This window comes from Streptomyces sp. A3M-1-3, from assembly GCF_024213665.1.
Taxonomy (GTDB): domain Bacteria; phylum Actinomycetota; class Actinomycetes; order Streptomycetales; family Streptomycetaceae; genus Streptomyces.
Genome location: NZ_JANAVP010000011.1, coordinates 138,354 through 164,685, shown reverse-complemented (window position 1 = coordinate 164,685; position 26,332 = coordinate 138,354). Strand labels below are relative to the sequence as shown.

Here is a 26,332-nt window from a genome sequence, read left to right as displayed (position 1 = left end):
CTGATGACCGGTGCCGACGCCCTGGGGCGGCGACGCCGGCGGGCTGCTGCGCTCGTGCTCTGCACCGGAGCAGCGGCCGGCTTCGGGACGTTGGTGCTGCTGGGCCGGACCCTGGGGGCTCTCGCGCCGACGCAGACCGCGACAGGCGCCGACCTGGCTGCGTGGACCTGGACTCCCGCCGTGCTCTGGACGCTCCACCAACTCCTGAGCGCCGAACCGGCGCTGGGGCGATCCCTCGTGCGTCCGCCGGACGACACCGTGCTGCGTACCCTCCCGGTCAGCCGGGGTCAACTGGTTGCCGCACGGCTCGTCCTGCCCACGACGGGAGTCGCGCTCGCGCTGCTGCTCGCGGTAGGCGCGGTTGCGGTGCCCTGGCTCGCGGCCACCGGAGCCGGCCGGCAGCTGCTGCCCGTGCTGCTGGTCAACCTGTGCGGCTCGGTGACGGGCGCCGCAGCCCTGCGCATCTTGTTGGTCTCCGTCTTCATGGTCCGCGTGGTGAGAGTCGCCCATCTTCCCCGGGTGGTGCTCGCCGCGGTGGGTGGCTGGCTCGTCGGCACGTTCGCGGCCCCGTTCGTCCGCTTGCTGGGCAGCACTCCGGACGACGCCGAGGCGAACCTGACGCGCCGCCTCGGTGACGCCGTCGCCGACTCCCGTCCACAGGTCTGGACTGCCATGCACACACCGGGACGGCTGTGGTGGACCGTCGCCGGCTACCTGGCCGTGGCCGTGGTGGCGGGGACCGTGGCCGCCCTGCGCGTTCGCGCAACCGAGCAGCGCGACGCGACCGCCGCGTACGCCGATGACACCGCGTACGCCCATGCCGAGAGCCCTCGCGACATACGACTGCGGACGACCGGCCGGGACCTGTCACCCTCACCCATGTCCTTGGTGCTGCGGCTGACCTGGCTGCGACTTCGTCGCGCCGACCCGGCGGCAGTCGGCGGCGTCGCGCGGCTGCAGCGACTGAGCATCACCATCGGAGCAGCCTGCGCAGGCACCGCGACGGCCCTGGAGCATCCGCCCTGGCACCTGCCCACTCCCGCGCTGGCCGGGCTGTTCATCGCTGCGGCCCTGATCTCCACCGGAGAGGTGGTCCAGATCTGCGGGATCGAGGCGGACCGCGGCTGCTGGGACGTACTGCGCCAGTCCCCCCTGCCGACGGGAGCCTGGCCCGCGGCCAAGGTCGTGGCGTCCGCGGCTGCCGTGCTCGCCGTGACCGCACCGTTCTGCCTCGGGGCAGCCGCACTGTGCGGAGTGAGCGGCGCGCGGTGGGGCGTTGCCGTGCTGCTCCTGCCCGCGGTGGCTGCAGCAGCGGGGTGCGCCTCGGTTCTCACCTGGTACGTGGTTCCGGTCACCGAGAGTTTCGAGGGCGGCGGGCGGACCGCCCGGCCCCCCATGGCGGATGTCGTGGAAGGCGTGCTCACCGCGCTGCTCACCCTTCCGGTGACGGTGGGCCTGGGACTGAGCGAGGCGGTCACGGACGGCGGCTTCACCCAGGCGCTCGAAGCGGCACTTCTCATCTGCGTACTCGCGGCCTGTGCTGTCAGCCTCCGCCGGGTGGGCAGGCGGGACTTTCCAGTACCACGGCCAACCGGGCGGCAGGGATTCGGAGCAGCGAAATGATCGACATTGCAGGTCTGGAAGTCCGCCGCGGCGACACGGAGGTCTTCAGCGGCCTCACCATGCGTGTCGCGAAGGGTGAGATGGTCCGGCTGACCGGCCCGAACGGCTGCGGCAAGAGCACCCTGCTGAGTGTGCTGGCGGGACTTCGCGTCCCGTCCTCGGGCACGGTCTCCATAGCGGGCCGTCTGCCCCAGGACCCGTTGGTCCGCGGATTGCGTGGCTTCCTTCAGGAGCCTCCGCCGTTGTACGAATACCTCACCGCACGTGAACAGCTGGCGCTGGTGGCGGGGCTGTGGGATGTCCGCACCGGTGCGCTGCTGGAGCGCGCCGACGTACTCGGGCTCACCTGCCGTCAGGACGTCCTGGTCGGCGGTCTTTCCCTGGGACAGCGCAAGAAGCTCGGCTACGTCTGCGCGACAGCACACGATCCCCAGCTGCTGCTCCTCGATGAGCCGTTCAATGGACTCGACTCGGCTGCCCTCACAGCGGTGGTGGACGACCTGACGCGCAGGAAGCAGGAGGGCGGAACGACGATCGTGTGGGTGTCTCACACCGATCCGGACGCCGGCCTGGCCGACCGCACCATCGACCTCGGCGCCCGGGACGGCTCCCAGGTCCTGGCGACCGGAGACGGCGAATGATCGATGTAAGCAATCTGGTCAAGACGTACGCAGGCAAGCGCGTGCTGGACGGCCTGTCCTTCCACGTCACTTCGGGGCGGGTCACCGCCTTTCTGGGCCCCAACGGGGCGGGCAAGTCCACCACCCTGCGCATGATCATGGGCCTGGGGAAGCCGGATTCCGGAAGCGCGACTGTCCTCGGGGTGCCCTACCGGGAGCTGAGGTCCCCCCTGCGATCCGTGGGAGCACTGTTGGATGCCTCAGCCGTCCATCCAGCCCTCAGCCCCAGTGCCCACCTCGACTGGCTTGCCAGAACGCACCGCATCCCGCGGGAGCGCGTGACCGGCGTGCTGGAACTGGTGGGGCTGTCCTCCGCCGCACGCCGGCCGGTCCGTGGTTTCTCGCTCGGCATGCGGCAGCGGCTCGGCATCGCAGCCGCTCTGCTCGGCGATCCGGAGGTGCTCCTCCTCGACGAGCCCGTGAACGGGCTGGACCCGGAAGGTATTCGCTGGTTCCGCCCGCTCGTCCGAGCCCTCGCCGATGAGGGGCGGACCGTGCTGGTGTCGAGCCATCTGATGACTGAAATGGCCCTCCTGGCCGACCACGTGCTGGTGATCGGGCGCGGCCGGGTACTCGCCGACGGTCCCCTCCGCGACCTGGTTCACCACGAACCCACCACGGTCCGCCTGCGCTCCCCGCAGCTGCCCGTGCTCGCCGAAGCGCTGCGCGGAGCGGGAGCACACCTGGAGTACGACAGGCCGGCCGGCGGCGTGGTTCCGACAGAGGGGCCGGCAGAGGGGCCGACAGAGGCCGTGGTGACCGGCGTGTCTTCCGGACAGATCGGGGACCTCGCCGCGCAGCATGGCTGCAGCGTCCACGAACTCACGCCGTTTCGACCTGCTCTGGAAGACATATACCTGCGGCTGACCGATGAGGCAGCGGAGTATCGCGCGTCGACGCCTGCCCCCGGCGAGCAGAGCGAGGTCATCGGCCGTGCGTGACGCCATAGCCGCCGAGTGGATCAAGATCCGCTCGCTGCGCTCCACCCCGGCCGTGCTCGCCATCGGACTGGCAGTGACCGTGCTGACGGGGCTCATGTTCGGGCTTCTGATCGGCCCCGAGTTTCAGCGCGCGAATCCTGCGGACAGGAGGGATTTCGATCCCGTCGGTCTGTCCTTCACCGGGATGCAGCTCGGCCAGCTGGCGGTCGTCGTCCTCGCCGTCCTCGCGGTCGGATCGGAGTTCGGTTCCGGCATGATCCGCACGTCACTCGCAGCAGTACCACGCCGGGGCAGGCTGCTGACGGCGAAGCTCGTCCTGCTGGGCAGCATGGGAATGGCCTGGGGGCTGGTGACTGGAGTCGCGTCCCTGCTGGCAGGGACATGGGCCCTTGGGGCGGACTGGGCGGAGCTGCCCCCGGGCGACCTGGTACGCACGGTGGCAGGGGCCGGCACGTACGCCACGCTGCTCGCCGTGTCCGCCGGCTCAGTCACTTTCCTGGTGCGCCGGTCCATCGCCGCACTCGGCATCCTGCTGCCGCTCCTCTTCCTCGTCTCCAGCGTGCTGGCGGCATCGCCGCAGCTCCGCCCGCTCGCACGCCTCCTGCCGGACCGGGCCGGGCTGAGACTGATGCAGGTTCACCAGGAGGCCGGCGATCTCACCCCGTTGGCGGGAGGCACCGTGCTGTTGCTGTGGACCACGTCGGCGGTCATCGCGGCGTACCTCGGCTTTGCCCGTCGGGACGTCTAGGCACTGTCCGCATCCCCGGGCCCGGCGTCCAGCAGGGCAGGGAGGTCCGCGAAGGAGTTCAGTACGTGGTCCGGGGTGCCGTCGGCCGCCTGGTGGGTTTCGGGGAGGTACTTGCCCGTCCTGACCAGGACTCCGGTGATGCCGCTGCGCTGGGCCGCCAGGACGTCCGACTCGATGTCGTCGCCCACCATCAGCGTTTCGGACGGGGTGGCACCCAGGTGGGCCAGGGCCGTGGCGAAGAACGCCTCGGCGGGTTTGCCGGTGATCTCCGCCTCCGCCCTGGCGGCTCGTTCCAGTCCCAGGAGGAACGCGCCCGTGTCGAGGTCCAGGCCTCCGGAGGTGCGCCAGTACAGGTTCCGGTGCATGGCGACCAGACGGGCGCCGCGCTGGAGATGGCGGAACGCGCGGTTGAGCGCTTCGTAGCTGAATGCGCTGCCCGCGCCGCCGAAGACGACCACGTCCGGTGCTTCGGCCGCTTCCGCTTCCGCTTCCTCGATGAGTGTCACGCCTTCGAGGTCGTCGCGGACGTCGCCGGTGTTGAGCAGCAGGCAGCGTGCCCCCGGGTGGTGCTCCCGCAGGTACGCGGCGGTGACCGCGGGGGCGGTGAGGATGTCGTCGACGCCGACGGGGAAACCCACGCCGGCCAGCGTCTCGGCGATCGAGGCCCGAGTACGGGAGGTGTTGTTGGTGACCAGGGCCAGCGGAAGCCCCGCGGCCCGCAGCCGTTCCATGGCCTCGACTGCGCCGGGCAGCGGCTTCCAGGACAGCGTGAGGACGCCGTCGATGTCGATCAGGACCGCTCCGATTCGGTTCATACGCCCCGACCCTACGCGGGCACCCCCACTTGCGAAATCTTGGCAAATAGGGTTATTTCGAATTGAGTGTGTACGTGGTTTCTGTCTCCCCTGGCTGGGGGTGAACCACTGTGCTGTTCACCGATCGGGTGGACGCGGGACGCCGTCTCGCCGAAGCGCTGCGCCATCTCGCGGCGGAAGAACCCGTCGTACTGGGCCTGCCCCGCGGCGGGGTCCCGGTGGCCTTCCACGTGGCGCACGTACTCGGTGCTCCCCTCGATGTGATCGTGGTCCGCAAGCTCGGCGTCCCGTACCACCGTGAGTTGGGGTTCGGCGCCATCGGCGAGGGCGGGGTGCGCGTCATCAGCGACGACATCGTCCGCCGCAGCGGGGTCCGGCAGGCGGACCTCGCCGCCGTCGAGCACGACGAGGAGGCGGAACTCCTGCGCCGGGCCCGGCGGTTCCGCGCCGGACGGGAGCGGCTGGCACTCGCCGGCCGGACGGTGATCGTGGTGGACGACGGGATCGCCACCGGCGCCACCGCCGCGGCGGCGTGCGAGGTGGTACGTGCACAGGGCGCCGCCCGCGTGGTGCTGGCCGTACCCGTGGCGCCGCCGGACGCGGTCGCCAGGCTGCGCGCCGAGGCGGACGAGGTGGTGTGCCTGTCGACGCCGGTCGCGTTCTCCGCGGTCGGCGAGTGGTACCAGGACTTCTCCCAGACCTCCGACGAGGAGGTCGTCTTCCTACTGGCCCAGGCCGCGGCAGCCCCCGTGTCCCGGGCGCCGGCCGCGGGCGCCGGAACCGGGACCGAGGCCGAGGTCGAGGTCGAGGTCAAGGTCGAGGTCGAGGTGGACGCGGGTGCCATACGGCTGGCCGGCGACCTCACCCTCCCCGAGGGCGCCGCGGCGGTCGTGATGTTCGCCCACGGCTCCGGCAGCAGCCGCCACAGCCCACGCAACCGCCTGGTGGCGGCGGCACTGAACCGGGCGGGCCTGGGCACCCTGCTCTTCGACCTGCTCACCACGGCGGAGGAAGCCGACCGGGCCAACGTCTTCGACATCGAGACCCTGGCCGGCCGGCTGGCCGACGCCACGACCTGGCTGCGCCGCCGCGCGTCCCTCCCGATCGGGTACTTCGGCGCGAGCACCGGAGCCGCGGCGGCGCTGCGGGCCGCCGCAGCCCCCGACGCGGACATCGGCGCCGTGGTCTCCCGCGGCGGCCGGCCCGACCTCGCCGGGCCGCGCCTCGCCGACGTACGGGCGCCGACGCTGCTCATCGTGGGCGGCCGCGATGCGATGGTGCTCGACCTCAACCGGGCGGCGCAGGCGCAGCTGCGCTGCGAGAACCGGCTCGAGGTCGTCCCGGGGGCGACGCACCTCTTCGAGGAACCCGGCGCGCTCGACGAAGTCGCCGACCTCGCCCGCGACTGGTTCGCCGGGCACCTGGTGGCTCCCGCGGCGGGGTAGGCCGGCCATGGCGGGGCAGCACCGCCGTTGTCACGGCCAGCTCCAAGGTGCCGGTCCGAGAGCGCGGCGCGCCGCATGTCGGCAGCTGCGTGCGGGCCCGAGTAGATCGCGTACAGCACCGCTGCCGACCGGTCCAGCCGAGTCGTACGGCTTCTCGGCATCACCGTCCGACAGCAGCGGCCTGCTGACCTGCGAGGTCAGCTACCCACCGCCCCCGGCGGAGGGATCACGGGGACTACCCCGTCAGAGGGGTCTTCGGGCCGGATGGGCCGGAAGGGGGGCCATCCGGGGACAAGCTTCGAACCGCGTACCGGTAGGCGCCGCCGGCGTGCGTGGTGCTGGTCACAGTCCTCGTCGCCGCGCTCGTCGCGCTCGTCGGTACGGCCGCCGGCCCCGGTACGGCCGCCGCCCAGGCAGCCCCGCCCCCAGGCATGACGGCGCCGGACGGCGCCGGCGGGCGCTACCCCCGCGCCGCCGGCAGCGTCACCTCGAAGCGGCAGCCGCCCGGTACGTTTCGTACCGCCGCACTGCCGTCGTGCGCCTCGACGATGCCTCGCACGATCGCGAGGCCCAGCCCCGCCCCGGCCGGCGGTGTCCGGGCCTCCGAGCCGCGCCAGCCGGTGTCGAAGACGCGCGGCAGGTCCTCCTCCGGGATGCCGCCGCAGCCGTCGGTGACGGACAGGACGACGCTGTCGGCGGTACGTTCGGCCGCTACCGCGACCGTGCCGTCGGCCGGGGTGCGGCGGATCGCGTTGATCAGCAGATTGCCCAGCACCCGGGTCATCTCCTTCCCGTCCACCTCGACCGGCACCGCCTCGACCCGGTCCCCGACCAGCCGGACGCCGAGCTCGCGCGCGAGCGGGTCCGCGCCCGCGAGTGCGTCGCCCACAAGGTCGTACACCGAGGTCCGGACCGGAGCCAGGGCCAGCGCCCCCGCGTGGATACGGGAGAGCTCGAAGAGGTCGCCGACCATCGAGTTGAGCCGGTCGACCTCGGTGCGGATCTGCCGGAAGTACCGCTCCGGGTCCTGGACCAGGCCGTCCTCCAGCGCCTCTGACATGGCACGCAGACCGGCCAGCGGGGTGCGCAGATCGTGCGAGATCCAGGCGACGAGCTCGCGCCGGGAGGACTCCAGGGCGCGTTCGCGGTCGCGGGACGCGGCCAGTTTGGCGCTGGTGGCGGCCAGTTCCCGGCTGAGCGCGGCCAGTTCCGCGGTCGCCTCGCCCTCGGGCGCGGCGAAGTCGCCGCCGTCACCGAAGGAACGGGCGGCCAGCGTCAGGGCGTTGCTGCGCGCCACGACCCAGCGGCCGAGCAGCAGGGCGGTGGCGAGCGAGACCACGGCCGCCATGGCGACGACGGTGGTGACGACGGTCAGGTCGTGCGGGGAGAGGAACATGGCCCAGGCCACGGCCAGCGTTCCGGCCAGCATCGCGGTGACGGTGACGGCCGCGACGACGGTCAGTGACACGGCGACGGACCGGTGCCGCAGGGCGCGCAGCACCGCGGCCCCCAGGAGCCCGGCGGCGGCCGCGCCGAGGAAGGCGTACAGAGCGATGAGCAGGACGTCGTTCATGGCGCCGGCTCCTCGGGCGGGAGCTCGGTCCGGGCCTCGGGCGGGAGTGGCGGCTGGGGCTCGAAGCGGTAGCCGACGCCCCATACCGTCTGGATCAGCCGGGGCGCGGCCGGATCGTCCTCGATCTTGCCGCGCAGCCGCCGTACATGGACCGTGACCGTCGACAGGTCGCCGAAGTCCCAGCCCCACACCTCGCGCATCAGGTCCTCCCGGGTGTGGGCCTGGCCCTGGTGCCGTATGAGATGCGCGAGCAGGTCGAACTCCCGCAGTGTGAGGGCGAGTTCGTGTCCGTCCTTGGTGGCGCGGCGGGCCGCCGGGTCGAGCGTCAGGCCGGCCGCCCGGAGCAGCGGGCCATGCCCTTCGGCGCCGCCGCCGGCGCGACGGCTCCGGCGCAGTACGGACTCCACCCGCAGCACCAGCTCGCGCGGGCTGAACGGCTTGGTCACGTAGTCGTCCGCGCCCGTCTCCAGGCCCAGGATCCGGTCGTCCTCGTCCCCCCGCGCGGTCAGCATGATCACCGGCACGGGCCCGGTTCCGCGCAGGGTGCGGCAGACCTCCAGGCCGTCCATGCCGGGCAGCATCAGGTCCAGGACCACGAGGTCGGGGCGGCGGGCGGCGGCTCGGGCGAGCGCGGTGGGGCCGTCGGCGGCTCGTTCGGCGGTGTAGCCGGCCCGGTCGAGATAGCCCGCGACCACCTCGGCCACGGTCGGATCGTCGTCGACCACGAGTACATGGGCCCGGCCAGGGCCTTTGGTGTGCATAGGCCCAGCCTCGCACCGGGCGGTGCCGGGTGTCGCCCCGGCGGCCCTGCCGTCCGCATTCCGTAAGAACCGGGGGACAAGGACCGGGGGGACAAGGACCGGGGACCGTGGCACCCGTGGTGTCACCCGTGGTGTACTTCGATGGGCGGGAGCCGGTAGGTGCCGTCGAGCACTTCCTCCCGCGGGGTGTAGAGGCGGACCATCGGCCGGAAGTCGCCGGCCGGGGTGGGCAGCCAGTTCGCGGCCTCGTCGGGGTCGGTGGGCCGGTCCCGCTGGAGTACGAGCGTGAGGGAACCGTCGGCGGCGTACCGGAGGCCGGGGATCCGATCGCCGACCGAGTAGCGGCCGAGGGGGTTGGCGACCAGGTAGTGGTCCGGGGAGTCGTACATGGTGACGGACCAGAACGCGTCGGCCGGCGGCCGCGCGTCGAACCGCAGGGTGTATGACTTGGCGCCGGTGAGCTGCTTGCCGTCCGCGTCGGTGAAGGTGTGGGCGTACACGGCCTCATAGGCGTGGCTGCCCCACAGGGCCGTGCGGGCCGCGACCGCGCGGGTGAGCCGGGCGGTGTGCCGGTCGGTGATCTGCCAGCGGGCCTCGTCGAGGGTGCCGGGTCCGAGGTGGTCGACGTTGTAGTCGAAGAGGTGCAGGTCCATGTCCCAGCCGCCGGCGGGCAGCTGGGCGGGAGGCGGCGGCCCCGACGCGGCCTCGACCCGTGCCCGGCCGTCGGCGAGCCCGGCCTCCAGGGCCCGTACGAGTACCGGGTCGGCGCCCACGTACGGCGAAGGGCCCTCCTCCAGCAGCCCGAGCGGCTGGAAACGGTCCTGGTACGCGAGATCGGGCGCGGCGGGCGGGAAGTCGGCCATCCAGATCCGCAGCAGCTCGAAGAAGCGCAGCGGTTCGGGCACGGCCGGGTCCGGCTGCGGCAGCCCGCTCCTGACGGCCGAAGCCGGACCGCGCGGCTGCGGCGAGGCGATCGTCAGCGCCCTCTGGAGCGCGGTGACGCGCGGCATGTCCCTGGGTCCTGTGCAGGCGCTGCGGCCGACGACCGTCACGACGGAGGTCGGCGCGTCGATGATCCGTACGTCCTCGGGGGCCGTACCGGCCCAGCCGGGCGGGGCGATCAGCCAGGTGGACTGCTCGGTGCCGGTGGCGCGGTGGCCGACGTACGCGAAGTTGTTGGTCCAGGCGTCGACGAACTGCAGGACGAAGTAGGCACCCCGGTAGTCGGGCACATGCAGGAGCAGCGGGCCGCCGGAGAGGTCGAGCTGGGCGATCGAGTAGAGGGTGTCGTTGTTGAGGGAGACGAACTTGGCGGCCGGGTCCGCGGGTTGGTGTACGTGTCCGAACTGGTTGAACGGGGTGGCGGTCAGGTTGCCCATGCCCGTGCGGGTGAAGCTCTCGACCATGGTGAGCTCGTGGACCAGCGGATAGCCGTAGATGTACGCGTCCGCGGCCAGCTCCGTCAGCTCGGTGGTCGGCTCGGTGGTCGGCTCGGTGGTCACGGGGATCAGCTCCGCGGCGTGAGAGCCGGCAGCGCCCAGCTTCCGTCCAGTACGGACGGCTCGGGCCCGTACACGCGGATGGCGATGGTGAAGGGCCCGTCCGGGGCCGGCAGCCAGTTCGCCGCCTCCGCGTTGCCGGACGGCCGCTTCCGCTGGACGTACAGGGTCAGTCCGCCGTCCGCGTCGTACACCAGGCCCGGCGTGCGGTCGCCGATCGAGTAGCGGTCGATCTCGTTGTCGACGAGCAGCCGCTCCGGCAGCCGGTACACCGTGGCCGACCAGAAGAACCGGCCCGGCGGCAGCTGTCCGGGCGGGAAGTGGACGGTGTAGTCGCGCTGCGAGGCGTCCGGCGGCCGGTTGCCGTCGCTGTCGCCCGCCCAGCCCGCGTACCAGGCCTCCTCGGCGGGCAGCCCGTACAGGCCGTTGTGGACGCCGACCGCGCGGGTCAGATAGTCGTCGCCCTGCTGCGTCCTGGTGCCGAACCAGTGGGTGGAGTCGGTGGCGTTCCGCGCCGCCTTCTGCAGCTGCGTACGGGCGTCGGTGATGCCCGCGTCGATGGCGTCCCGCACGCCGGGCGGGAGCGCGGCGGGCTCGAACTCGCCGCCGCCGGTGACGCCGAGCGCGGCGAGCCGGCCGCGTAGTTCCGCCTCGTGCGGGAGTACGGGGAAGAACGCGAGCAGGAAGTCGAGGACGGTGAAGAACTCGACCGTGGAGAGCGATTCCTCCTGCCACACCGGCCAGACCGGTTCGGGCGCGGGGTGCGGCGCGGCGATGTCCAGGAAGGTGGACAGCGAGCGGAGTTGGTACTTCTCCTGTACGGCGCGCAGGGCCGCGGAGTCCTCCGGGCCGGCCAGGTACGTACGGCCGAGGACGCCGACGAGATACGTGGCGGCCTGCACCACTCCGTCGATGCCGGGAGGTACGACGCCGATGAAGCCGGGGCCCGCGACGAGGTAGTCGCCGGCGTCCTGGCCGGTCGCGCGGGTGCCGATGAAGCCGGCGTACGCGGAGTCCAGGTCGTGGACGGGCAGCACGTAATAGCGGTCGGTCGCGGGGACCGACACCACCCACGGTTCGGCGCGCAGGTCCAGCCAGGCCCAGGAGTAGGGGGTGTCGTTGTTCGGGGTCACGACATCCGAATCGGCCGGGGTGAAGGGCTGCGAGTAGTGCCGGAAGCGCCCGAATCCGCCGGTCGAGCGGGCGTCGGCGGGGTCGATGGCCTGCGGATACATCGTGCGGTAGTTCTCGAGGAGGGGGTACCCCCAGATCCACCCCTCGGCCGCCGTTCTGCGCGCCACGTCGAGGTCCATACGGCTGCCTCCCGGTCCAGGAGCGACGAAATGCCGGTTTCGCCCCCTCTGGATCTTAGGCCCAGTCCGGCCGATCAGACCGGATTAGGGAGCGAGACGCGGCCCGCCGCGGAGCGGCTGATGTCACTGCGGGCACGCGAGCCCGGCATGGTCGGCCGGAGGGGGCCTGGGGGGTGGGGTGCGGGCTTCGCATGCCCGATGTCAGTGGTGGCTCCTATCGTTTTCGGCATGACCCCTGCACTCATCGGGCGCGACCACCCCACGGCCGTTCTGCGAGCGGAGATCGGCCGGGCGGCGGAGAGCCACGGCGGTCTGGTGCTGGTCACGGGCGAGGCCGGTATCGGCAAGACGACGCTGGTCACCGAGGCGGCGGACGAGGCGCGGCGACGCGGCGCCCTGGTGCTGGGCGGCACCTGCTGGGGCTCCGACGGCGCCCCGGGGTACTGGCCGTGGGTACAGGTGGTGCGCGGCCTGCGGCGCGCGGCGGGTGAGGAGGAGTGGGCACGGGCCGAGGAGGCGGCGGGCGGGCGGCTGGCGGTGCTGCTCGGCGAGGCGTCCGGCCGCGGGGATGCGGGCCAGGGGCAGGGCCAGGAGGCTTCGGGTGCGGAGGACATGGGCTTCCCGCTGTACGACGCGGTGACCACCGCGCTGGTGACGGTCTCGCAGAACCGGCCCGTCATGGTCGTACTGGACGATCTGCACTGGGCCGACACCGCGTCCCTCAAGCTGCTCGAATTCGCCGCGCAGCATGCCTGGTTCGAGCGGCTGCTGCTGGTCGGCACCTACCGGGACGCGGAGGTGGAGGCCGCGGACCATCCGCTGCAGCCGCTGATCCTGCCGCTGGTCGCGAAGGCGACGACGGTGACGCTGACCGGCCTGGAGCGGGAGGAGGTCGGCGCGCTGATGGCGCTGACCACCGGCCAGGAGCCGGCCGACTCGCTGGTCGCGGAGGTGCATCTGCGGACCGGCGGCAATCCCTTCTTCGTGGAGCAGACGGCCCGGCTGTGGCGCGGCGGCTCCTCGGTGACCACCATCGCTCCGGGGGTACGGGAGGCCGTGCGGCGGCGCCTTTCGCTGCTGCCCGAACCGGTAGGGCGGGTGCTGACCTCGGCCTCCGTACTCGGCCGCGAGTTCCACCGCCAGGTGCTGGCCGCGACCGCCGCCGCGCCGGTGCCGCACGTGGACCGGCTGCTGGGACAGGCGGTGACGGCGCGGCTGGTGGTGCCCCGGCAGGCGGGCCGGTTCGCGTTCGCCCACGATCTCGTACGGGAGACGCTGTACGACGCGCTGGACGAAGCCGACCTCCGGCACCGGCATGCGGCGGTCGTCCGGGCGCTGGACCGGTCCCCCGCGCTGGCCGAGAAGGTCTTCCCGGCCGACCTGGCCCGGCACGCCTACGCGGCGGGCGACGAGCTCGACCCCGACCACGCCCTCGATCTGCTGCTGGCCGCGGCGAAGGACGCGGGCAGTCGGCTGGCGTTCGAGGAGCAGATCACCCACCGGCGCCGGGCGCGGGAGCGGTCGGCGGGGGCGGCGCCACGGCGGCGCGTCGTCATCGCACTGGACCTCGCGCAGGACCTGCACCACCTCGGGGAGCGGGAGGAGGCCGGCCAGATCTTCACCGAGACACTGGCGGCGGCCCGCGAGGCGGCCGAGCCCGAGCTGCTGGGGCGCGTGGCGCTCACGCTCTACGGAATGTTCGACAGCGGCGAGCTGACGGCACTGCGTGACGAGGCTCTGCGCGAGGCGCACGCCCTGCTGGTCGAGGGGGCCGCGCCCGCGCCGCCTCGGCCGGTCGAGGAGCTGGCGCAGGAGCTGAGCATCCGAATTGCCGTGCTGGCCCGGCGCCACCAGGACGACGAAGCACTCGGCTTCGGCCTGTGGGCCCGCCACCACGCCATCTGGGGCCCCGGCACCGCGCCCGAACGAGTCGCTCTCATCGATGAGCTGATGGCCCTGGCCCGCCGGCGCGGCGACATCGAGGGGGAGCACTTCGCCGCCTCGCTGCGCTGGGTGGCGCTGCTGGAGACGGGCGACCCCCGCTACCTCGACCAGTACCGCGCGTTCGTCGCGATGGCCGAGCAGCACGGCCTGCCCCGCATGGGCATCTTCGCCGCCGTCGACCAGTCCATCATCACCGCCCTGATGGGCCGGTTCGCCGAGTCCGAGAGCTTCCTCGCGGAGGCGTTCGCGTACAGCGAGCAGCACCCGCACGAGCACTTCAGCTCTCTGCTGAACCACCACCGCTGGACGCTGGCGCTGCTCCAGGGCCGGTACGAAGAGCTGGACGAGCTGCACCGGATGCTGGAGCGGGGCCACCCCTGCCCCCGGCTGCTCGCCGCGATCAGCGCGGTCGAGCGCGGCGAACCCGCACCGGCCGTGGCGTACCTCGCCGAGCTCACCGCGACCGGCGCGGACCAGGCGGGCGACCGCGGCTTCCTCCCGCTGCGGCTGCGCTGCCAGGCGCAGGCCGCCGCTGCCTCGGGGGACCCGGAGCTGTGCGAGCAGGCCCGGGACGCCATCAAGCCGTTCCTCGGCCAGTGGGCGGTGTCCATGTACGGCTGGGACATCAGCGGCCCTATGGTCCTGTGGTCGGCCGTCCTCGACGCCGCGCAGCAGCGTTGGGACGCGGCGGCCGACGGCTTCACCGCCGCCCACCGCTCCGCCGCTCTGCTCCAGGCCCGCCCGTGGTCGGTCGAGGCCCGGTTCCGGCTGGCCGAGGTGCTGGCGGCCCGCGGGGCGCCCGGCGACGCGGCGGCCGCCGAGGCCCTGCTGACCGACGTCGAGCGGGAGGCCGCCGAACTGGGCATGCGGCACATCCCCGGCCGGGTACGCCGCGCCCGCGCCGCGGGCAGCGACCGGCCGGCTGCCGCCCCGCCCGCCTCGCACGAGTTCCGCTTCGACGGCTCCGTCTGGAATCTCACGTACGCCGGCCGTACGGCGCACGTGCCCGACGCCAAGGGACTGCGCGATCTGCGCTTCCTGCTCGGCCGCCCCGGCTCCGACATCCCCGCCGTCCATCTCCTCGCCCCCGAGGGCGGTGACGCGGTGGTGGCCGCCCGCTCGATGGGCGGGGACGCGGTCCTCGACGAGGAGGCGAAGTCCCGGTACAAGCGCCGGCTGGAGCTGCTGGACCGGGAGATCGACCGGGCGGCGTCACTCGACGACACGCGGCGGGCCGCCGAGTACGACCGCGAGCGCGAAGTGCTCCTCACCGAACTGCGCACCGCCGCCGGCCTCGGCGGCCGCTCCCGCCGCCTCGGCGACGAGGCGGAACGGGCCCGCAAGACGGTCACCGCCCGTATCCGCGACACCCTGCGCAAGCTCGACAGCCGCCACCCGGAACTGGCCGCCCACCTACGGTCGACGGTCTCAACGGGCGCCACCTGCACGTATCGACCGGACCACGCCGTCGCCTGGCGGCTGTAGTGCTGAGCGGCGGCGGCGACTGGGGCTCAGGGCCGCTCGGGTGAATCGCGCACGAGCGGCCGCTCCAATGGACGTGAGCGGTGGCCTGCCCAAGACGCGGCGGAAATGCTGACGTCGATTCTTGCCACACGAGCAAGAACAGGAAATGGAGACACCAATGCGCAAGACAAGCAAGCTCGCCGCCGTCATATTCACTGCGGCGGCTGTGGTTGGTGCCGTGGCTCCGGTCGCCAGCGCCGCCAACAGCGACGTCGTCGTCATCAAGAACGCCTCCGGCTGTACTGTCGGCGCGGGCGACGTCGTCGTCATCTCTCAGAACGGCTGCGCTGCCTTCAGCCATTCCGGCCACGACGGCGCTGCCACCCTCAACTCCAAGGACAAGGACAAGGGCAAGGGCAAGGGCAAGGGCAGTGCCGCCGCCGCCGCTGCCGCCGCGGCCTCCGGTGGCGGCGCGGCGGCTGCCGCCGCTGCTGCCGCCGCTGGTGGCGCTGCAGCTGCTGCCGCCGCCGCTGCCGCCGGCAGCTGAGCGAGCTGATGCCGCAGCTGCCCTGCGCCCATGACGGCGACCCGGGTCTGACGCTGCGGGACGTGCGCACCTGAGACCCAGCGGCCCGACGGCGTACGCAAGCCCCCTGCCGGCAGCAATGCCGCCGGCAGGGGGCTCCTCATGAGGCGGGCGATGCGGCCTGAACGGGCCAGTCGCTCACTTGCGGTTGTACAGCCGCATCGTGACCGGGCCGAAGACGAGGACCAGCAGGCCGGCCCAGCCGAACGACCAGACGAGTTCGGTGCCCGGCCAGTTGCCGGCCATCAACTCACGTACCGCCGTGGTCAGATGGGTGATCGGGCTGTTGTTGACGAACGCCTGCAGCCAGCCCGGCATCGTCTTCGGGTCCACGAAGATGTTGCTCAGGAATGTCAGCGGGAACAGCACCATCATGCTGACGCCCATCACCGACTTCTCGCTGCGCAGCAGCAGTCCGAACATCGTCCAGACCCACGAGAAGGCGAACGAGAAGACGATCAGCAGGGCGACTCCGGCGACGACTCCGATGACCCCGCCGTCCGGGCGGAAGCCCAGGATCAGGCCGACGGTCAGCATCACCGCAGAGGCGAGCGTGTAGCGGAGCATGTCGCCGAGCAGGTAGCCGACCATCACCGAGGGCCGCCAGATGGGGAGGGTCCGGAAGCGGTCGAAGACGCCCTTCTCGATGTCCGTGTTGACCGACACACCCGTGTACATCGTGATCATGACGATGCTCATCACCAGAATGCCGGGCAGCAGTGCCTGGATGTACGCCTCCGGGGAGCCGGCGATCGCGCCTCCGAAGAGGTACGTGTACATCAGCACCATCATGATCGGGAAAGCGGTGACATCGAAGAGCTGTTCCGGCACGTGCTTGATCTTCAGTACGGCCCGCCAGCCGAATGTCAGCGAGGTCGACAGCGCATTCGGCCGCGCCGGCCGGTCCTTGCTCACCAGCAGGGCCGCCAGGTCCTCCGCCCGGGGCGCGGCAAGAGCAACGTCGTCCAGTTCCTTGGTGGCTACCGTGCTCATGCCACTGCCTCCTTCGTGTCGGCCGACGCCTGTGCGCGGCCGGACTTGTCGGTGAGGGCGAGGAAGACCTCGTCCAGGCTGGGCTGCCCCAGCGAGAAGTTGTCGACGGTGATTCCGGAACGGGCCAGTTCGGCCAGCGCCCGTGCGGCCTGTTCCGCCGCACCCTGCTCCGTGCCGTGCCCGTTGACCCGCGCGGTCAGGGCGAGCGGGTCCGGGTCGAGCTGGACGACGGCGTTCAGCGCGGCCGCCAGGACCTGTTCGGCGTCGGCGCGCTGCGCGGCGTCACGCAGCCGCAGGTGTACGGCGCCCGAGCCGACCGACGCCTTGAGCTCGCCCTTGGTGCCCTCGGCGATGACCTTCCCGTGGTCGATCACCGCGATGCGGGACGCCAGGTGGTCGGCCTCGTCCAGGTACTGCGTGGTGAGCATGACGGTCGTGCCCTGGGCGACGACCGCCCGCACGATGTCCCACACCTGGTTGCGGCTGCGCGGGTCGAGTCCCGTGGTCGGCTCGTCCAGGAAGAGCAGGTCAGGGGTGTTGAGGATGGACGCGGCGATGTCGATCCGGCGCCGCATACCGCCCGAGTAGTTCTTCACCTGGCGTCCGGCGGCCTCCGTGAGTCCGAACGCCTCCAGGAGCTGGGCGGACCGGTCGCGGGCCGCCGGCTTGGAGTGTCCGAGCAGCCGCGCCAGCAGGATCAGGTTCTCCGAACCGGTCAGGTCCTCGTCGACCGAGGCGTACTGCCCGGTGAGGCTCACCCTGCTGCGTACCGCGTCGGGATCCTTGATCACGTCCTTGCCGAACACACGCGCCTCACCGCCGTCCGGCCGCAGCAGGGTGGCGAGCATCTTGACGGTGGTGGTCTTGCCGGCCCCGTTGGGACCGAGGACTCCGTAGACCGTGCCGGTGGGGACGGCGAGGTCGACGCCGTCCACGGCCCGGTTCTCACCGAAGACCTTCACCAGGCCGGCCGTCTCGATTGCGAGGTCAGTGGTCATTTCTTCCGCTCCTTCTGGGCCCCTCCTGAGGGCTTCTACGAGATGCCTGCTACGAGATGTACGGGCGTACGGCGCGGGCCTCGCGCAGCGCGAGGCCCCACCAGCCCAGCTGGTCGAGCAGCGAGGTGACCGCCCGGCCGCGGTCCTCGACGGTCTCTTCCAGCAGATTGAGACTGACACCGTTGCGCATCGTCACGGTGTGCAATTCGGTGAAGACACATCGGAGTTGTTCGACGGCGTACAGGCCCTGCGAGCCGTAGCCGTAACTGACGAAGCCGACCGGCTTGGCCTGCCATTCGTCGTAGGCGTAGTCGATGGCCTGCTTCAGGGAGGCGGGGAAGCTCCGGTTGTACTCGGGGGTGACCACGACAAAGGCCTCCGCCTCCTCGACCTCCGCCGCGAAGCGCGCCATCGGCGCGGTCGCCTCTTGCGGATAGCGCTCCGGGAAGTCGAACTCCGCGAGGTCGATGACGGCGAGGTCGAGGTCGTCCCGCTTGCGGGCCTGCTCGGTGAACCACCGTCCGACGCTGTCGCCGACGCGGCCCTCGCGGGTGCTGCCGATGATCACCGCGACGCGCAGCGGAGCCGCGGCCGCAGCACGGGTGTCGGTCATCGGGCGCCTCCTCGGGGTTCGCGGTGTGCGGTCACCCTCTGGGCGCGAGAAACGGCGGCGCGGCCGCTAGATCCCGTCTAGCGGCCGCGCGACATGGTGCATCTGTGCAGGTCAGGTCAGGTCGGGTCAGTCCTGCGGTACGGAGATGTGCTGGGCGCTGCGGCCACGGCCCGGCAGACGGCGGGCGCACCGCTGCCCCCGGCCGAGCGGGGTGACGTCGACCGGATCGGGGCAGCGGTGAAGGCCGCCCTGGGCGGGGCGGCCTTCACCGAGGCGTACGCGACCGGCGCGGAAAAGGGTCCGGACGCCCCCTGGATCCGGCCGCCCAGTAAGTCCGGTCGACTGGGCGAGTAGGCGGCTCAGGGTTCGTGCTGGTGGAAGCGGTAGAACGCGATGACCCCCACCGCCGCGCCCACCGCCACCCCGACCCCGCTGGACATCAGGACCGTCTCCCCGGTGAGGCTGAACATGAAGCCCATCGCGATCGCCGCGAACGTTCCGTACGCGACCCCGCGCAGCTCCGGCAGCACGCCGGGCCCCATCCGGTTGAGCAGGAACAGGATCCCGGCGAAGAGCACGCCGGACACGAAGCCGAGCAGGACGTTGTAGCCCGTGATGGGCCCGGCCTGGCGTCCGATGAAGGCCGCCCAGATGCCGTAAAGGGCCCCGAAGAGCAGCGGACCGACCCAGGCACTCGTCTTCAACCCGCCCAGCTGGTAAGTCCCCGGTGTGGGTGCGGCATGTGCCATGACGGAACTCCTCTCGTCCGGACCCATGTCATCCGGCTCCACCCCCGGTCTCATGGTGCGCTCGGGGCAAGCCGCCCGCCACCCGCGTGCACCACCAACACTCGCGCCCGGCCCGGCCCCGGCATTCCCTGGAGATGTGCGCAGCCTCCTGTCAGCGGTACTGAGCGTTCTCGTGGCCGTCCTGGTGCCGCTGAGCGCTCTCGCCGTCTGGGCCGATCGGGAGGTCGGCGACACCGGCCGCTATGTCCAGACCATGGCTCCTCTGGCCTCCGACCCCGCCGTACAGCACGCCGTCGCCGAGCGCGTCACCGTCACGATCCTGAACGAGCCGATCGTGAAGGAGAGGATCGCGAAGGAGATCGGCGCACACCCGCTCCGGTCCGGCGTCGAGAGGTATCTGGGCGAGGCCGTACGGTCCTTCGTCGGCACCGACGCCTTCAGGACCGCGTGGAACGCGGCCAACCGCGCCGCCCACCCCGCCGTCGAGCAGGTGCTGAGCGGCGGCGCCGGCAATACGGTGACCATCGACCTGGCTCCCGTCATCGAGCAGGTCAAGCGGGAACTGGCCGCGAACGCCGTGCCGTTCGCGGACCGGATTCCCGTGGAGCACGCCGAGATCACCGTCCTGGAGTCCGACCAGTTCGACGAATTCCGGAAAGGCTTCCACGTGCTGCAGATCGCCGGAGTCTGGCTGCCCGTCCTCACCCTGCTGTTCGCGGTCGGCGCCCTCGCCGTCGCGGCCCGCCGGCGCCGTGCGCCGGCCGCCACCGGGCTGGGCCTCGCGCTGGGCGCGGCCCTGCTGTGGGCCGGCGTCGTCGTCGGCCGCCGGCTCTCGCTCGACGACCTGCCGCCGGACGTGGACCGCCCGGCGGCCGGCGCGGTGTACGACGCGCTGACCGGCTTCCTGCGTACGACGGCCTGGGTGATCCTCGTCCTGGGCCTGGCGGTGGCGCTCGGCGCGTGGCTCGGCGGGCGGCTGCGAACGGGGCGACCCGGGGGCCCGGTGCCGGAACGTACCGAAACGCGTACGGGAGCGCATCCCGCAGCGCATCGCGAAGGCGCGCTACCGCCGGGCGATCCCGGCGAGCGTCCTGAGCGCGTACGCGAGGGTCTGCACGAGCGGTGAGGCGAGCCCGATCCTGACGGCGTCCGGGGCGGTGTGCGCGCCGACCGCGAAGGCGGAGCCGGGGGTGACGGCGATCCCCCGCCCGGCCGCCGCGGCGACGAAGGTCTCGGCGCGCCACGGCGCGGGCAGCTCCCACCAGCAGTAGTACGCCCGCTCGTCGGTACGCACCCGGAAGCCGGCGAGGTGTTCCCGCACCAGCGCGTGCCGGGCGGCCGCGTCCTTCCGCTTGGCCTCGACCACGGCGGCGACGGTGCCGTCGGCGATCCAGCGGGTGGCGGCCTCCAGGTTGAACCGCCCGGCGGTCCAGGCCCCGGAACGCAGCGCCCGCGCGAGCGCATCGGCTTGCCCGTCGGCGTGCCCGTCGGCGTGCCCGTCGGCGTGCTCGCCCGCGTGCCCGTCGGGGGTGACGAGAAAGCCGACGGTCAGCCCGGGGGCGAGCCGCTTGGACAGGCTGTCCACCAGGACCGTGCGGCCGGGCGCGTACGCGGCGAGCGGAGGCGGCGCGTCCGGGGCCAGAAAGGCCCAGGTGGTGTCCTCGACCGCGTACAGAGCCTCGTCGTCCAGCACCGCGGCCAGCTCCGCCCGCCGCCCCTCCCCGGCCGTCACGGAGAGCGGATTGTGCAGCGTCGGCTGGACGTACACGGCGCCGAGCGGCGCACGGCGGTGGGCGGCGGCGAGCGCGTCCGGGCGCAGCCCCTCGCTGTCGGCGGCGATCGGCACCAGGCTCACGCCCAGCCGCTCGGCGATCGCCTTGACCAGCGGATACGTCAACGCTTCCACGCCCAGCCGGCCGCCCGGAGGTACCAGCGAGGCGACCGCTGCGGCGATGGCCTGGCGGCCGTTGCCCGCGAACAGTACGCGGTCCGCGTCCGGCTGCCAGCCGCCCCTGGCCAGCAGCCAGGCCGCCGCACTCCGCGCTTCGGGGGTGCCGGCCGCGGCGGCGGGCCGGGTCGCCCCGGTGAACACGTCCGCGCGCAGGACCGGTTCCAGGCCACGGGCCATCAGTTCCGACTGGCCCTCCGCCACCGGGTAGTTGAGCTCCAGGTTGACCTGCGCCGCGCCGGTCGCCTCCGCGAGGGCGGGGCCGGGCAGCGGGGGAGCCGCGCGGACGAACGTGCCGCGCCCCACCTCGCCGACCACCAGGCCCCGGCGCACCAGCTCTCCGTACACCCGGATCGCGGTGGAGTTGGCGATGCGTCGGCTGCGCGCGAACGCGCGCTGCGTGGGCAGCCGGTCGCCGGGCCGCAGCCGGCCGGAGGCGATGTCCGCGGCGACCTCGTCGGCGACCCTCCGGTACTCCTCCACGCCGTTCCTCCTCATTGCACCGAGAGCAAAGATCCTATTGCACCGAGAAGTTGACCGCGCCTAGCCTCCTGGCATGCCCTCCGCACTCATCGGATCCCGCGCCCTCGGCTATGACGACACCGGCCGCGGGGACGCCCGTAACGGCGACCCGCTGGTCCTCGTCCACGGCCACCCCTTCGACCGCACGATGTGGACCCCGCAGCTCGCCGCCTTCGGGGACACCCACCGCGTCATCGCCCCCGACCTGCGCGGCTACGGCACATCGGCCGTCGAACCCGGCGTGACGCCGCTGTCCGCCTTCGCCTCGGACATCGCGGCACTGCTGGACCATCTCGGGGTCGAGCGGTTCGTACTCGGCGGGCTTTCCATGGGCGGCCAGATCGTCATGGAGTGCTACCGGCTGTTCCCCGAGCGCATCAGCGGACTGATCCTGGCCGACACCTTCCCGGCCGCCGAGAGCGAGGACGGCAAGGCCGAGCGCAAGGCGATGGCCGACCGGCTGCTGCGCGAGGGGATGCGGGGGTACGCCGATGAGGTGCTGTACAAGATGGTCGCGCCGGACGCCGACCCGGACACCGCCGCCCATGTGCACCGCATGATGTGCGGCACCGACCCGGAGGGCGCGGCGGCCGCGCTCCGCGGCCGCGCCGAACGCCCCGACTACCGGGACCTCCTCACCCGGGTCACGGTCCCGGCGCTGGTCGTGGTGGGCCACGACGACGCGTACACCCCGGTCGCGGACGCCGAGGCGATGCACGCGACGCTCCCGGACTCGACGCTCCGGGTCATCGAGTCCGCGGCCCACATGCCGAATCTGGAGCGCCCGGCGGACTTCAACGCGGCCCTGCGCGCCTACCTGGAGCACCTCGGGGTCGCTCGAACGGCCTAACCAGACCATCCACATTGCCCCGTTATGCCCACTATGGGGAGGTAGTCAGACCCATAACCAGGAGGCCACCCATGACCCAGAACACAGCGCCCACTACGCCGAAGCCGAAGACCGGTGGCGGCTGGGCGGCGGGCGGCACGCTGTTCGCCGGCGTCCTGCTGCTGGTGACCGGACTGATGAGCATCATCGAGGGCATCGCAGGCATCGCCGAGGACGACGTCTACACACGCATCGGCGACTACGTCTTCTCCTTCGACCTGACCGCCTGGGGCTGGATCCACCTGATCGTCGGCATCGTGGCGGCCTTCACCGGCTGGGGCATCCTCAAGGGCGCCGAGTGGGCCCGGCTCACGGGCATCGCCCTGGCGGCCCTGAACATCGTGCTCCAGTTCATGTTCCTGCCGTACCAGCCTGTGTGGGCGGTGTTCTCGATGGGCATCAGCGCCTTCGTCATCTGGGCCCTGGCCACGGACACGGCGGACTTCAACCGCGCCACCCGCACCAGATAACCCCGTCGCCCCCGCCCGGACGCCCCGCCGGCGTCAGCTGCCCCGGGCGGCCCGGCCGGCGTCAGTGGCATGACCCGCCCGGCACTTCTCCTTCCCCTGCCCCGGACCAGCACCGCCGTCCTGCTCGGCGAGGCGGCCACGTGGCGGGGGATCGACGTACTCCCCGCCCCACCACCGGCCGCGGACCCGGCCCGTTCCCTGCACTGGTACGGCGGGCCGCCGGCGGCGGACCGGCTCGCGGACCGGCTCGGCCTCGCCCTGCTGGAGCCGGCGGACGCCTGGCTGACCGGGCTGCCGTACGAACTCGACACGGTCCTGCGGGCCAGCGGGCCGCGCGACCGGGGGTTCATCCGGTGCCCGTCAGGCGGCTGAACTCGTACGCGTCGTGCGAGGAGAACATCCGCACCAGGCGCGGCTGCGCGCGCCGCAGTTCGCGCAGGCGTTCCAGCTGCGTCAGCCGCGACTCGTGGTCCACCGCGACCAGGCGCTGGTGCAGCGCCGTGGGGCGCGGGCAGCGGGGGCGGCGCAGGTCCACCTCGCCGTGGAAGAAGTACGCGTCGCCCGCGTGCAGCAGCCAGCGGTCCGGCTGCTGTACGGCGACCCCGCAGTGACCCCGGGTGTGGCCGGGGAGCGGGACGAGCAGGATGTCCGGGGCCTTCAGGACGCGGGACGCGCGGAAGCCCAGCCAGTCGGAGTCCGCGGTGTCGTGGATGACCCACTGCGGGCCGTGCTCCCAGTGCACCGGGACGTAGCGCCCGGCCTCGAGGCGGCTCTCGCGGCGCATCGCCGCACGGTACTCGTCCGCCATGACGTGCACTCGCGCCTCGGGGAAGTCGGCCAGGCCGCCGGCGTGGTCGAGGTCGAGATGCGTGACAACGATGTCTCGTACGTCGCGCGGGTTGTACCCCAGGTTCCGGATCTGGTGCACTGCTGTACGGGACAGATCCAGCCGGGGCCGCATGGTGGCCCGGAAGAGCCGGCCGAGACGGCTCGGGTCGGAGACGTCCGCCGCCCCGAGGCCCGTGTCGACGAGGACGAGTCCGCTGCCGGCCTCGACGAGCAGACAGTGGCCGACGAGCGGTGCGCTGCCCGGCGGGCAGAGGGACGCGCAGTCGAGGTGGTGGACGGTGCGGGCGGTCCGCCGGGGGTCGACCGACGGGAACGCCTCGGCCCAGCGTGGAGGGGGAGAGGGAGGGAAAGGGGGAGTGGCATGCACAGACATCTGTGCCTCCGTCGTCACGTGGAGAGCGGTGGCCCAGGTACGAGCCCGAGCTGGGAGAGGATGGTCGCGGAGTCGAAGTAGATGCGCTCGCAGACCAGTTGTTCGCCCTCGAAGAGGAACAGGGCGACCATCCGGCAGGTGAACTCGCGGCCGGTGGGCGGTAACCCGTACAACTCGCCGAGATGCGTGCCCATCAGATCGAACTCCACGAAGACGGCGTCCTCGGCGTGCCGCAGCGAGACGACCTTGTTGCGCTGGTCGGGGAAGGCCGTGCGCGAGCTTCTGTAGTACGCGGCGACTTCCTCCGCGCCGTCGAAGACCTGCCCGGTGGCGATGATTTCGTACCGGGGATGCCCGAAGGTGCTCAGCGTGGTGTCGAACTGGTGCCGGTTCTCGGTCCCCATGTGTTCGTACACCAGCGCCTCACGGGCTTCTCCAGTCCTGCGGAGGTGGGCGGGGCTCGCGCGCATCTACCGTGTCCTCTTCCCTGCTTACACCGTAAGTTGGCGATCTGAGCGAAGCACTTACGCTGTAAGTACGTCAATGGGTCCGCCCGACCTGAGGAGCAGTCATGTCCACCGGCTCGCACACCCAAGTGGCCGCGGCGCGACCGCCGTTGAACCGGGAGCGGATCGTCGCCGCCGCGCTGCGGATCATCGACGACGAGGGCGTGGACGCGGTCAGCATGCGCCGCATCGGCGCTGACCTCGATGTTCAGGCCATGTCGCTCTACAACCATGTGCGCGGCAAGGCGGACATCCTGGACGGCGTCACGGAGTACATCACCATGGAGCTGAACTTCCCGCTGCGCTTCGAGGGCAGCTGGGAGGACGGCGTACGGACGGTCGCGCACAACATGCGGCGGTCCTCGCTGCGCCATCCGCGCGCCTGCGAGCTGGTCCTCTCCCGCCAGCTGTCCTCCCCCACCGTGCTGGCGCCGATCGACACGGTCCTGTCGATCCTGCTGGACCGCGGGTTCGACGAGGCGACGGCCGTGCACGCGCTGCGGACGTTCATCGCGTACCAGATCGGCTCGCTGCTGCGCGAGGCGAACGCCTCGCCCACCTTCAGCGGGACGGAGGAGGCCGCGGTGGGCAAGCGCACGGCCCGCCTGGCCGGCTGCGGTTTCCCGGCGGTGGAGCGGGTCGCGCCGGTCCTGGCGGCGGTCGACTTCGAGGCGGAGTTCACGTTCGGCGTGGAGATGCTGATCAGCGCGCTACAGGAGTACGCGCCCCGGCAGGCCTGAGCTCGTGGCTGCGGGAGAATCGGAAGTCGGGCATCGGCGAACGAGAGGCCTGCTCCAGTGGACAGCGCGGACAGTGTGGTGAACGCGGACGGCGACGCGCGGGACGTGACCGATCCGACCGATCTGACCGATGCGACCGGCGTGAGCGGCGTGACCGATGCCCCCGAGGTGGCGGCGCCCTCGCCTCCCCCGCCCGCGTGGCAGCGGATCGCCGCCCGGTCCGCCGCGGTGCTCCTGGCCGGAGTCAGCGTGCTCATCGGTTTCCGCGCGGCGGACGCGGACGGCGTCACGCCCGTGCCGCAGCTCCTCGCCTTCCTCCCCTGGCTGTTCGCCCCGGCCGGGCTCGGGCTGCTGCTCGCCGCCGCGGCCCGCCGGCGCACCGGCCTGGTCTGGGCGCTCGTCGCGCTCGCCGCCATCGGCTGGTTCGTACGCCCGTACGGCGCGGACGCGACCGAGGCGCACGGTCGGGTCGTCGCCCACCTGCGCGTCCTGACCGCGAACGTCGAATTCGGCGGCGCGGCCGAGGGGTTGGTGGACACCGTCCGGCGCGAGAAGCCCGACCTCGTCTTCGTCCAGGAGTGCGACTACACGTGCTCGGGCGCGCTCGAATCCCGCATCCCGCGCAAGGACTACCCGTACCGAGAGGTGGTCGAGGCGGGCGGCGCGGAGGGCTCCGCGATCCTCAGCGTCCACCCGCTGCGCGCCGCGGCCGGCGTGCCCGGTGTCCTCGCGATGCCGGGTGCGGTGGCGGAGATCGGCGGCCGGTCCGTACACCTCCAGCTCGCCCATCCGCTGCCGCCGATCCCCGGCGGAGTGGCCATGTGGCGAAGCGAACTCGGCGCGCTGCGCAGCTACGCCGCCGGAGTGAAGGGCCGGCCCGCCCTCCTCGCGGGCGACTTCAACGCCTCCCAGGACCACGCCGCCTTCCGCGCCCTCCTCGACGCGGGCGGCCTGCACGACAGTGCCCGCCTCGCCGGCCGGTCCCGTACGCCGTCCTGGCCGGCGGACAGCGCCCTGATGCCGGGGACGCAGATCGACCATGTGCTGGTCAGCGGCGACTTCCGGGCCCGGTCGGCACGCTTCCTGGACCTCGCGAACACCGACCACCGGACTCTGCTGGTGGAAGTGGACCTGTACGACATGGGCAGGAACGGCCGCCCGTGAGCAGGGACAAGGGGCCGGACAAGGGGCCGGGCAAAGGGCCGGACAAGGGGCCCCTGGTTCCGCTGGCTCCGCCGGAGTGGCTGCTGAAGGGCCTGCGTCCGCAGCCCGCCTCCCTCCGGTGGGCGG

Annotated in this window: 26 protein-coding genes; 14 read left to right on the top strand and 12 right to left on the bottom strand. The window is 72.3% G+C overall.

Annotation, left to right across the window (positions count from 1 at the left end; all coding sequences use genetic code 11):
• The first annotated feature begins 3 nt into the window (after positions 1 to 3).
• Genes NLX86_RS15255 through NLX86_RS15240 form a run of 4 tightly spaced genes read left to right on the top strand, consistent with a single transcriptional unit; the run spans position 4 to position 3,992 of the window.
• The gene (locus NLX86_RS15255; protein WP_254372228.1) at positions 4 to 1,623 is read left to right on the top strand and encodes a hypothetical protein; all 1,620 of its coding nucleotides are present in this window, start codon (positions 4 to 6) and stop codon (positions 1,621 to 1,623) included.
• Complete coding sequence (locus NLX86_RS15250) at positions 1,620 to 2,264, top strand: ATP-binding cassette domain-containing protein (protein ID WP_254372227.1); 645 nt, start codon at positions 1,620 to 1,622, stop codon at positions 2,262 to 2,264. The genes NLX86_RS15255 and NLX86_RS15250 overlap by 4 nt, the downstream gene beginning before the upstream one ends.
• On the top strand, positions 2,261 to 3,244 hold the full coding sequence (locus NLX86_RS15245) for an ABC transporter ATP-binding protein (protein WP_254372226.1): 984 nt from the start codon (positions 2,261 to 2,263) through the stop codon (positions 3,242 to 3,244). Before NLX86_RS15250 ends, NLX86_RS15245 begins: the two co-directional genes overlap by 4 nt.
• The gene (locus tag NLX86_RS15240) at positions 3,237 to 3,992 is read left to right on the top strand and encodes an ABC transporter permease (protein WP_254372225.1); all 756 of its coding nucleotides are present in this window, start codon (positions 3,237 to 3,239) and stop codon (positions 3,990 to 3,992) included. Before NLX86_RS15245 ends, NLX86_RS15240 begins: the two co-directional genes overlap by 8 nt.
• Here NLX86_RS15240 and NLX86_RS15235 read toward each other — a convergent pair.
• A complete protein-coding gene (locus tag NLX86_RS15235) occupies positions 3,989 to 4,807 on the bottom strand; it encodes an HAD-IIA family hydrolase (protein ID WP_254372224.1) in 819 nt (272 codons plus the stop codon). The two genes, NLX86_RS15240 and NLX86_RS15235, sit on opposite strands and share 4 nt — an antisense overlap.
• A gap of 110 nt (positions 4,808 to 4,917) precedes the next feature.
• On the opposite strand from NLX86_RS15235, the gene NLX86_RS15230 reads away from it, so the two are divergent.
• A complete protein-coding gene (locus tag NLX86_RS15230) occupies positions 4,918 to 6,252 on the top strand; it encodes a phosphoribosyltransferase family protein (RefSeq protein ID WP_254372223.1) in 1,335 nt (444 codons plus the stop codon).
• A gap of 460 nt (positions 6,253 to 6,712) precedes the next feature.
• On the opposite strand, the gene NLX86_RS15225 is transcribed toward NLX86_RS15230, so the two are convergent.
• The 4 genes from NLX86_RS15225 to NLX86_RS15210 all read right to left on the bottom strand — a co-directional run bounded on the left by NLX86_RS15225 (position 6,713) and on the right by NLX86_RS15210 (position 11,398).
• Entirely contained in the window at positions 6,713 to 7,825 is a 1,113-nt protein-coding gene (locus NLX86_RS15225; protein WP_254372222.1) for a sensor histidine kinase KdpD, read from the bottom strand.
• Positions 7,822 to 8,586, bottom strand: coding sequence for a response regulator transcription factor (locus tag NLX86_RS15220; protein ID WP_254372221.1), 765 nt, complete (start codon positions 8,584 to 8,586; stop codon positions 7,822 to 7,824). The genes NLX86_RS15225 and NLX86_RS15220 overlap by 4 nt, the downstream gene beginning before the upstream one ends.
• A gap of 122 nt (positions 8,587 to 8,708) precedes the next feature.
• The gene (locus NLX86_RS15215; RefSeq protein WP_308409598.1) at positions 8,709 to 10,088 is read right to left on the bottom strand and encodes a DUF1254 domain-containing protein; all 1,380 of its coding nucleotides are present in this window, start codon (positions 10,086 to 10,088) and stop codon (positions 8,709 to 8,711) included.
• Between the two features lie 5 nt (positions 10,089 to 10,093).
• Positions 10,094 to 11,398 carry a DUF1254 domain-containing protein gene (locus tag NLX86_RS15210; RefSeq protein ID WP_254372220.1) on the bottom strand — a complete coding sequence of 435 codons (1,305 nt, stop codon included), beginning with the start codon at positions 11,396 to 11,398 and terminating at the stop codon, positions 10,094 to 10,096.
• A gap of 228 nt (positions 11,399 to 11,626) precedes the next feature.
• Between NLX86_RS15210 and NLX86_RS15205 the strand changes: the two genes are divergently transcribed.
• Positions 11,627 to 14,827 carry an AAA family ATPase gene (locus tag NLX86_RS15205; protein ID WP_254372219.1) on the top strand — a complete coding sequence of 1,067 codons (3,201 nt, stop codon included), beginning with the start codon at positions 11,627 to 11,629 and terminating at the stop codon, positions 14,825 to 14,827.
• Between the two features lie 157 nt (positions 14,828 to 14,984).
• Positions 14,985 to 15,353: a hypothetical protein gene (locus tag NLX86_RS15200; protein WP_254372218.1), complete on the top strand. Its 369-nt coding sequence runs from the start codon at positions 14,985 to 14,987 to the stop codon at positions 15,351 to 15,353.
• A gap of 177 nt (positions 15,354 to 15,530) precedes the next feature.
• Here NLX86_RS15200 and NLX86_RS15195 read toward each other — a convergent pair whose 3' ends face one another.
• From NLX86_RS15195 to NLX86_RS15185, 3 genes are read right to left on the bottom strand one after another with little or no spacing between them, the layout of a single operon-like run.
• Positions 15,531 to 16,385 (bottom strand): ABC transporter permease, encoded by an 855-nt coding sequence (locus NLX86_RS15195; protein WP_254372217.1) that lies wholly within the window; start codon positions 16,383 to 16,385, stop codon positions 15,531 to 15,533.
• A complete protein-coding gene (locus NLX86_RS15190; protein ID WP_254372216.1) occupies positions 16,382 to 17,383 on the bottom strand; it encodes an ATP-binding cassette domain-containing protein in 1,002 nt (333 codons plus the stop codon). Before NLX86_RS15190 ends, NLX86_RS15195 begins: the two co-directional genes overlap by 4 nt.
• A gap of 49 nt (positions 17,384 to 17,432) precedes the next feature.
• A complete protein-coding gene (locus NLX86_RS15185; RefSeq protein ID WP_254372215.1) occupies positions 17,433 to 17,996 on the bottom strand; it encodes an NADPH-dependent FMN reductase in 564 nt (187 codons plus the stop codon).
• A gap of 147 nt (positions 17,997 to 18,143) precedes the next feature.
• Here NLX86_RS15185 and NLX86_RS15180 point away from each other — a divergent pair, with 147 nt between their 5' ends.
• A complete protein-coding gene (locus tag NLX86_RS15180) occupies positions 18,144 to 18,350 on the top strand; it encodes a hypothetical protein (protein WP_254372214.1) in 207 nt (68 codons plus the stop codon).
• A gap of 5 nt (positions 18,351 to 18,355) precedes the next feature.
• Here NLX86_RS15180 and NLX86_RS15175 read toward each other — a convergent pair whose 3' ends face one another.
• Positions 18,356 to 18,745, bottom strand: a complete 390-nt coding sequence (locus NLX86_RS15175; RefSeq protein WP_254372213.1) for a hypothetical protein — start codon at positions 18,743 to 18,745, stop codon at positions 18,356 to 18,358.
• A gap of 136 nt (positions 18,746 to 18,881) precedes the next feature.
• Between NLX86_RS15175 and NLX86_RS15170 the strand changes: the two genes are divergently transcribed.
• Positions 18,882 to 19,871, top strand: a complete 990-nt coding sequence (locus tag NLX86_RS15170; RefSeq protein ID WP_254372212.1) for a hypothetical protein — start codon at positions 18,882 to 18,884, stop codon at positions 19,869 to 19,871.
• Here the strand turns inward: NLX86_RS15170 and NLX86_RS15165 are convergent.
• On the bottom strand, positions 19,809 to 21,176 hold the full coding sequence (locus tag NLX86_RS15165) for a PLP-dependent aminotransferase family protein (RefSeq protein ID WP_254372211.1): 1,368 nt from the start codon (positions 21,174 to 21,176) through the stop codon (positions 19,809 to 19,811). The genes NLX86_RS15170 and NLX86_RS15165 overlap by 63 nt on opposite strands.
• A gap of 73 nt (positions 21,177 to 21,249) precedes the next feature.
• Between NLX86_RS15165 and NLX86_RS15160 the strand changes: the two genes are divergently transcribed.
• From NLX86_RS15160 to NLX86_RS15150, 3 genes are all read left to right on the top strand, one after another.
• Entirely contained in the window at positions 21,250 to 22,065 is an 816-nt protein-coding gene (locus NLX86_RS15160) for an alpha/beta fold hydrolase (protein ID WP_254372210.1), read from the top strand.
• 71 nt (positions 22,066 to 22,136) lie between these two features.
• Positions 22,137 to 22,574, top strand: a complete 438-nt coding sequence (locus tag NLX86_RS15155) for a hypothetical protein (protein ID WP_254372209.1) — start codon at positions 22,137 to 22,139, stop codon at positions 22,572 to 22,574.
• Between the two features lie 69 nt (positions 22,575 to 22,643).
• Positions 22,644 to 22,946, top strand: a complete 303-nt coding sequence (locus NLX86_RS15150; RefSeq protein ID WP_254372208.1) for a hypothetical protein — start codon at positions 22,644 to 22,646, stop codon at positions 22,944 to 22,946.
• Here the strand turns inward: NLX86_RS15150 and NLX86_RS15145 are convergent.
• Positions 22,921 to 23,796 carry an MBL fold metallo-hydrolase gene (locus NLX86_RS15145; RefSeq protein WP_254372207.1) on the bottom strand — a complete coding sequence of 292 codons (876 nt, stop codon included), beginning with the start codon at positions 23,794 to 23,796 and terminating at the stop codon, positions 22,921 to 22,923. The two genes, NLX86_RS15150 and NLX86_RS15145, sit on opposite strands and share 26 nt — an antisense overlap.
• 14 nt (positions 23,797 to 23,810) lie before the next feature.
• Positions 23,811 to 24,266, bottom strand: a complete 456-nt coding sequence (locus NLX86_RS15140) for an ester cyclase (protein ID WP_254372206.1) — start codon at positions 24,264 to 24,266, stop codon at positions 23,811 to 23,813.
• Between the two features lie 101 nt (positions 24,267 to 24,367).
• On the opposite strand from NLX86_RS15140, the gene NLX86_RS15135 reads away from it, so the two are divergent.
• Together NLX86_RS15135 and NLX86_RS15130 are read left to right on the top strand one after the other, a co-directional pair.
• Complete coding sequence (locus NLX86_RS15135) at positions 24,368 to 25,042, top strand: TetR/AcrR family transcriptional regulator C-terminal domain-containing protein (RefSeq protein WP_254372205.1); 675 nt, start codon at positions 24,368 to 24,370, stop codon at positions 25,040 to 25,042.
• A 141-nt stretch (positions 25,043 to 25,183) separates the two neighbouring features.
• Positions 25,184 to 26,206: an endonuclease/exonuclease/phosphatase family protein gene (locus NLX86_RS15130; protein ID WP_374213888.1), complete on the top strand. Its 1,023-nt coding sequence runs from the start codon at positions 25,184 to 25,186 to the stop codon at positions 26,204 to 26,206.
• The last annotated feature ends 126 nt before the right edge of the window (positions 26,207 to 26,332 follow it).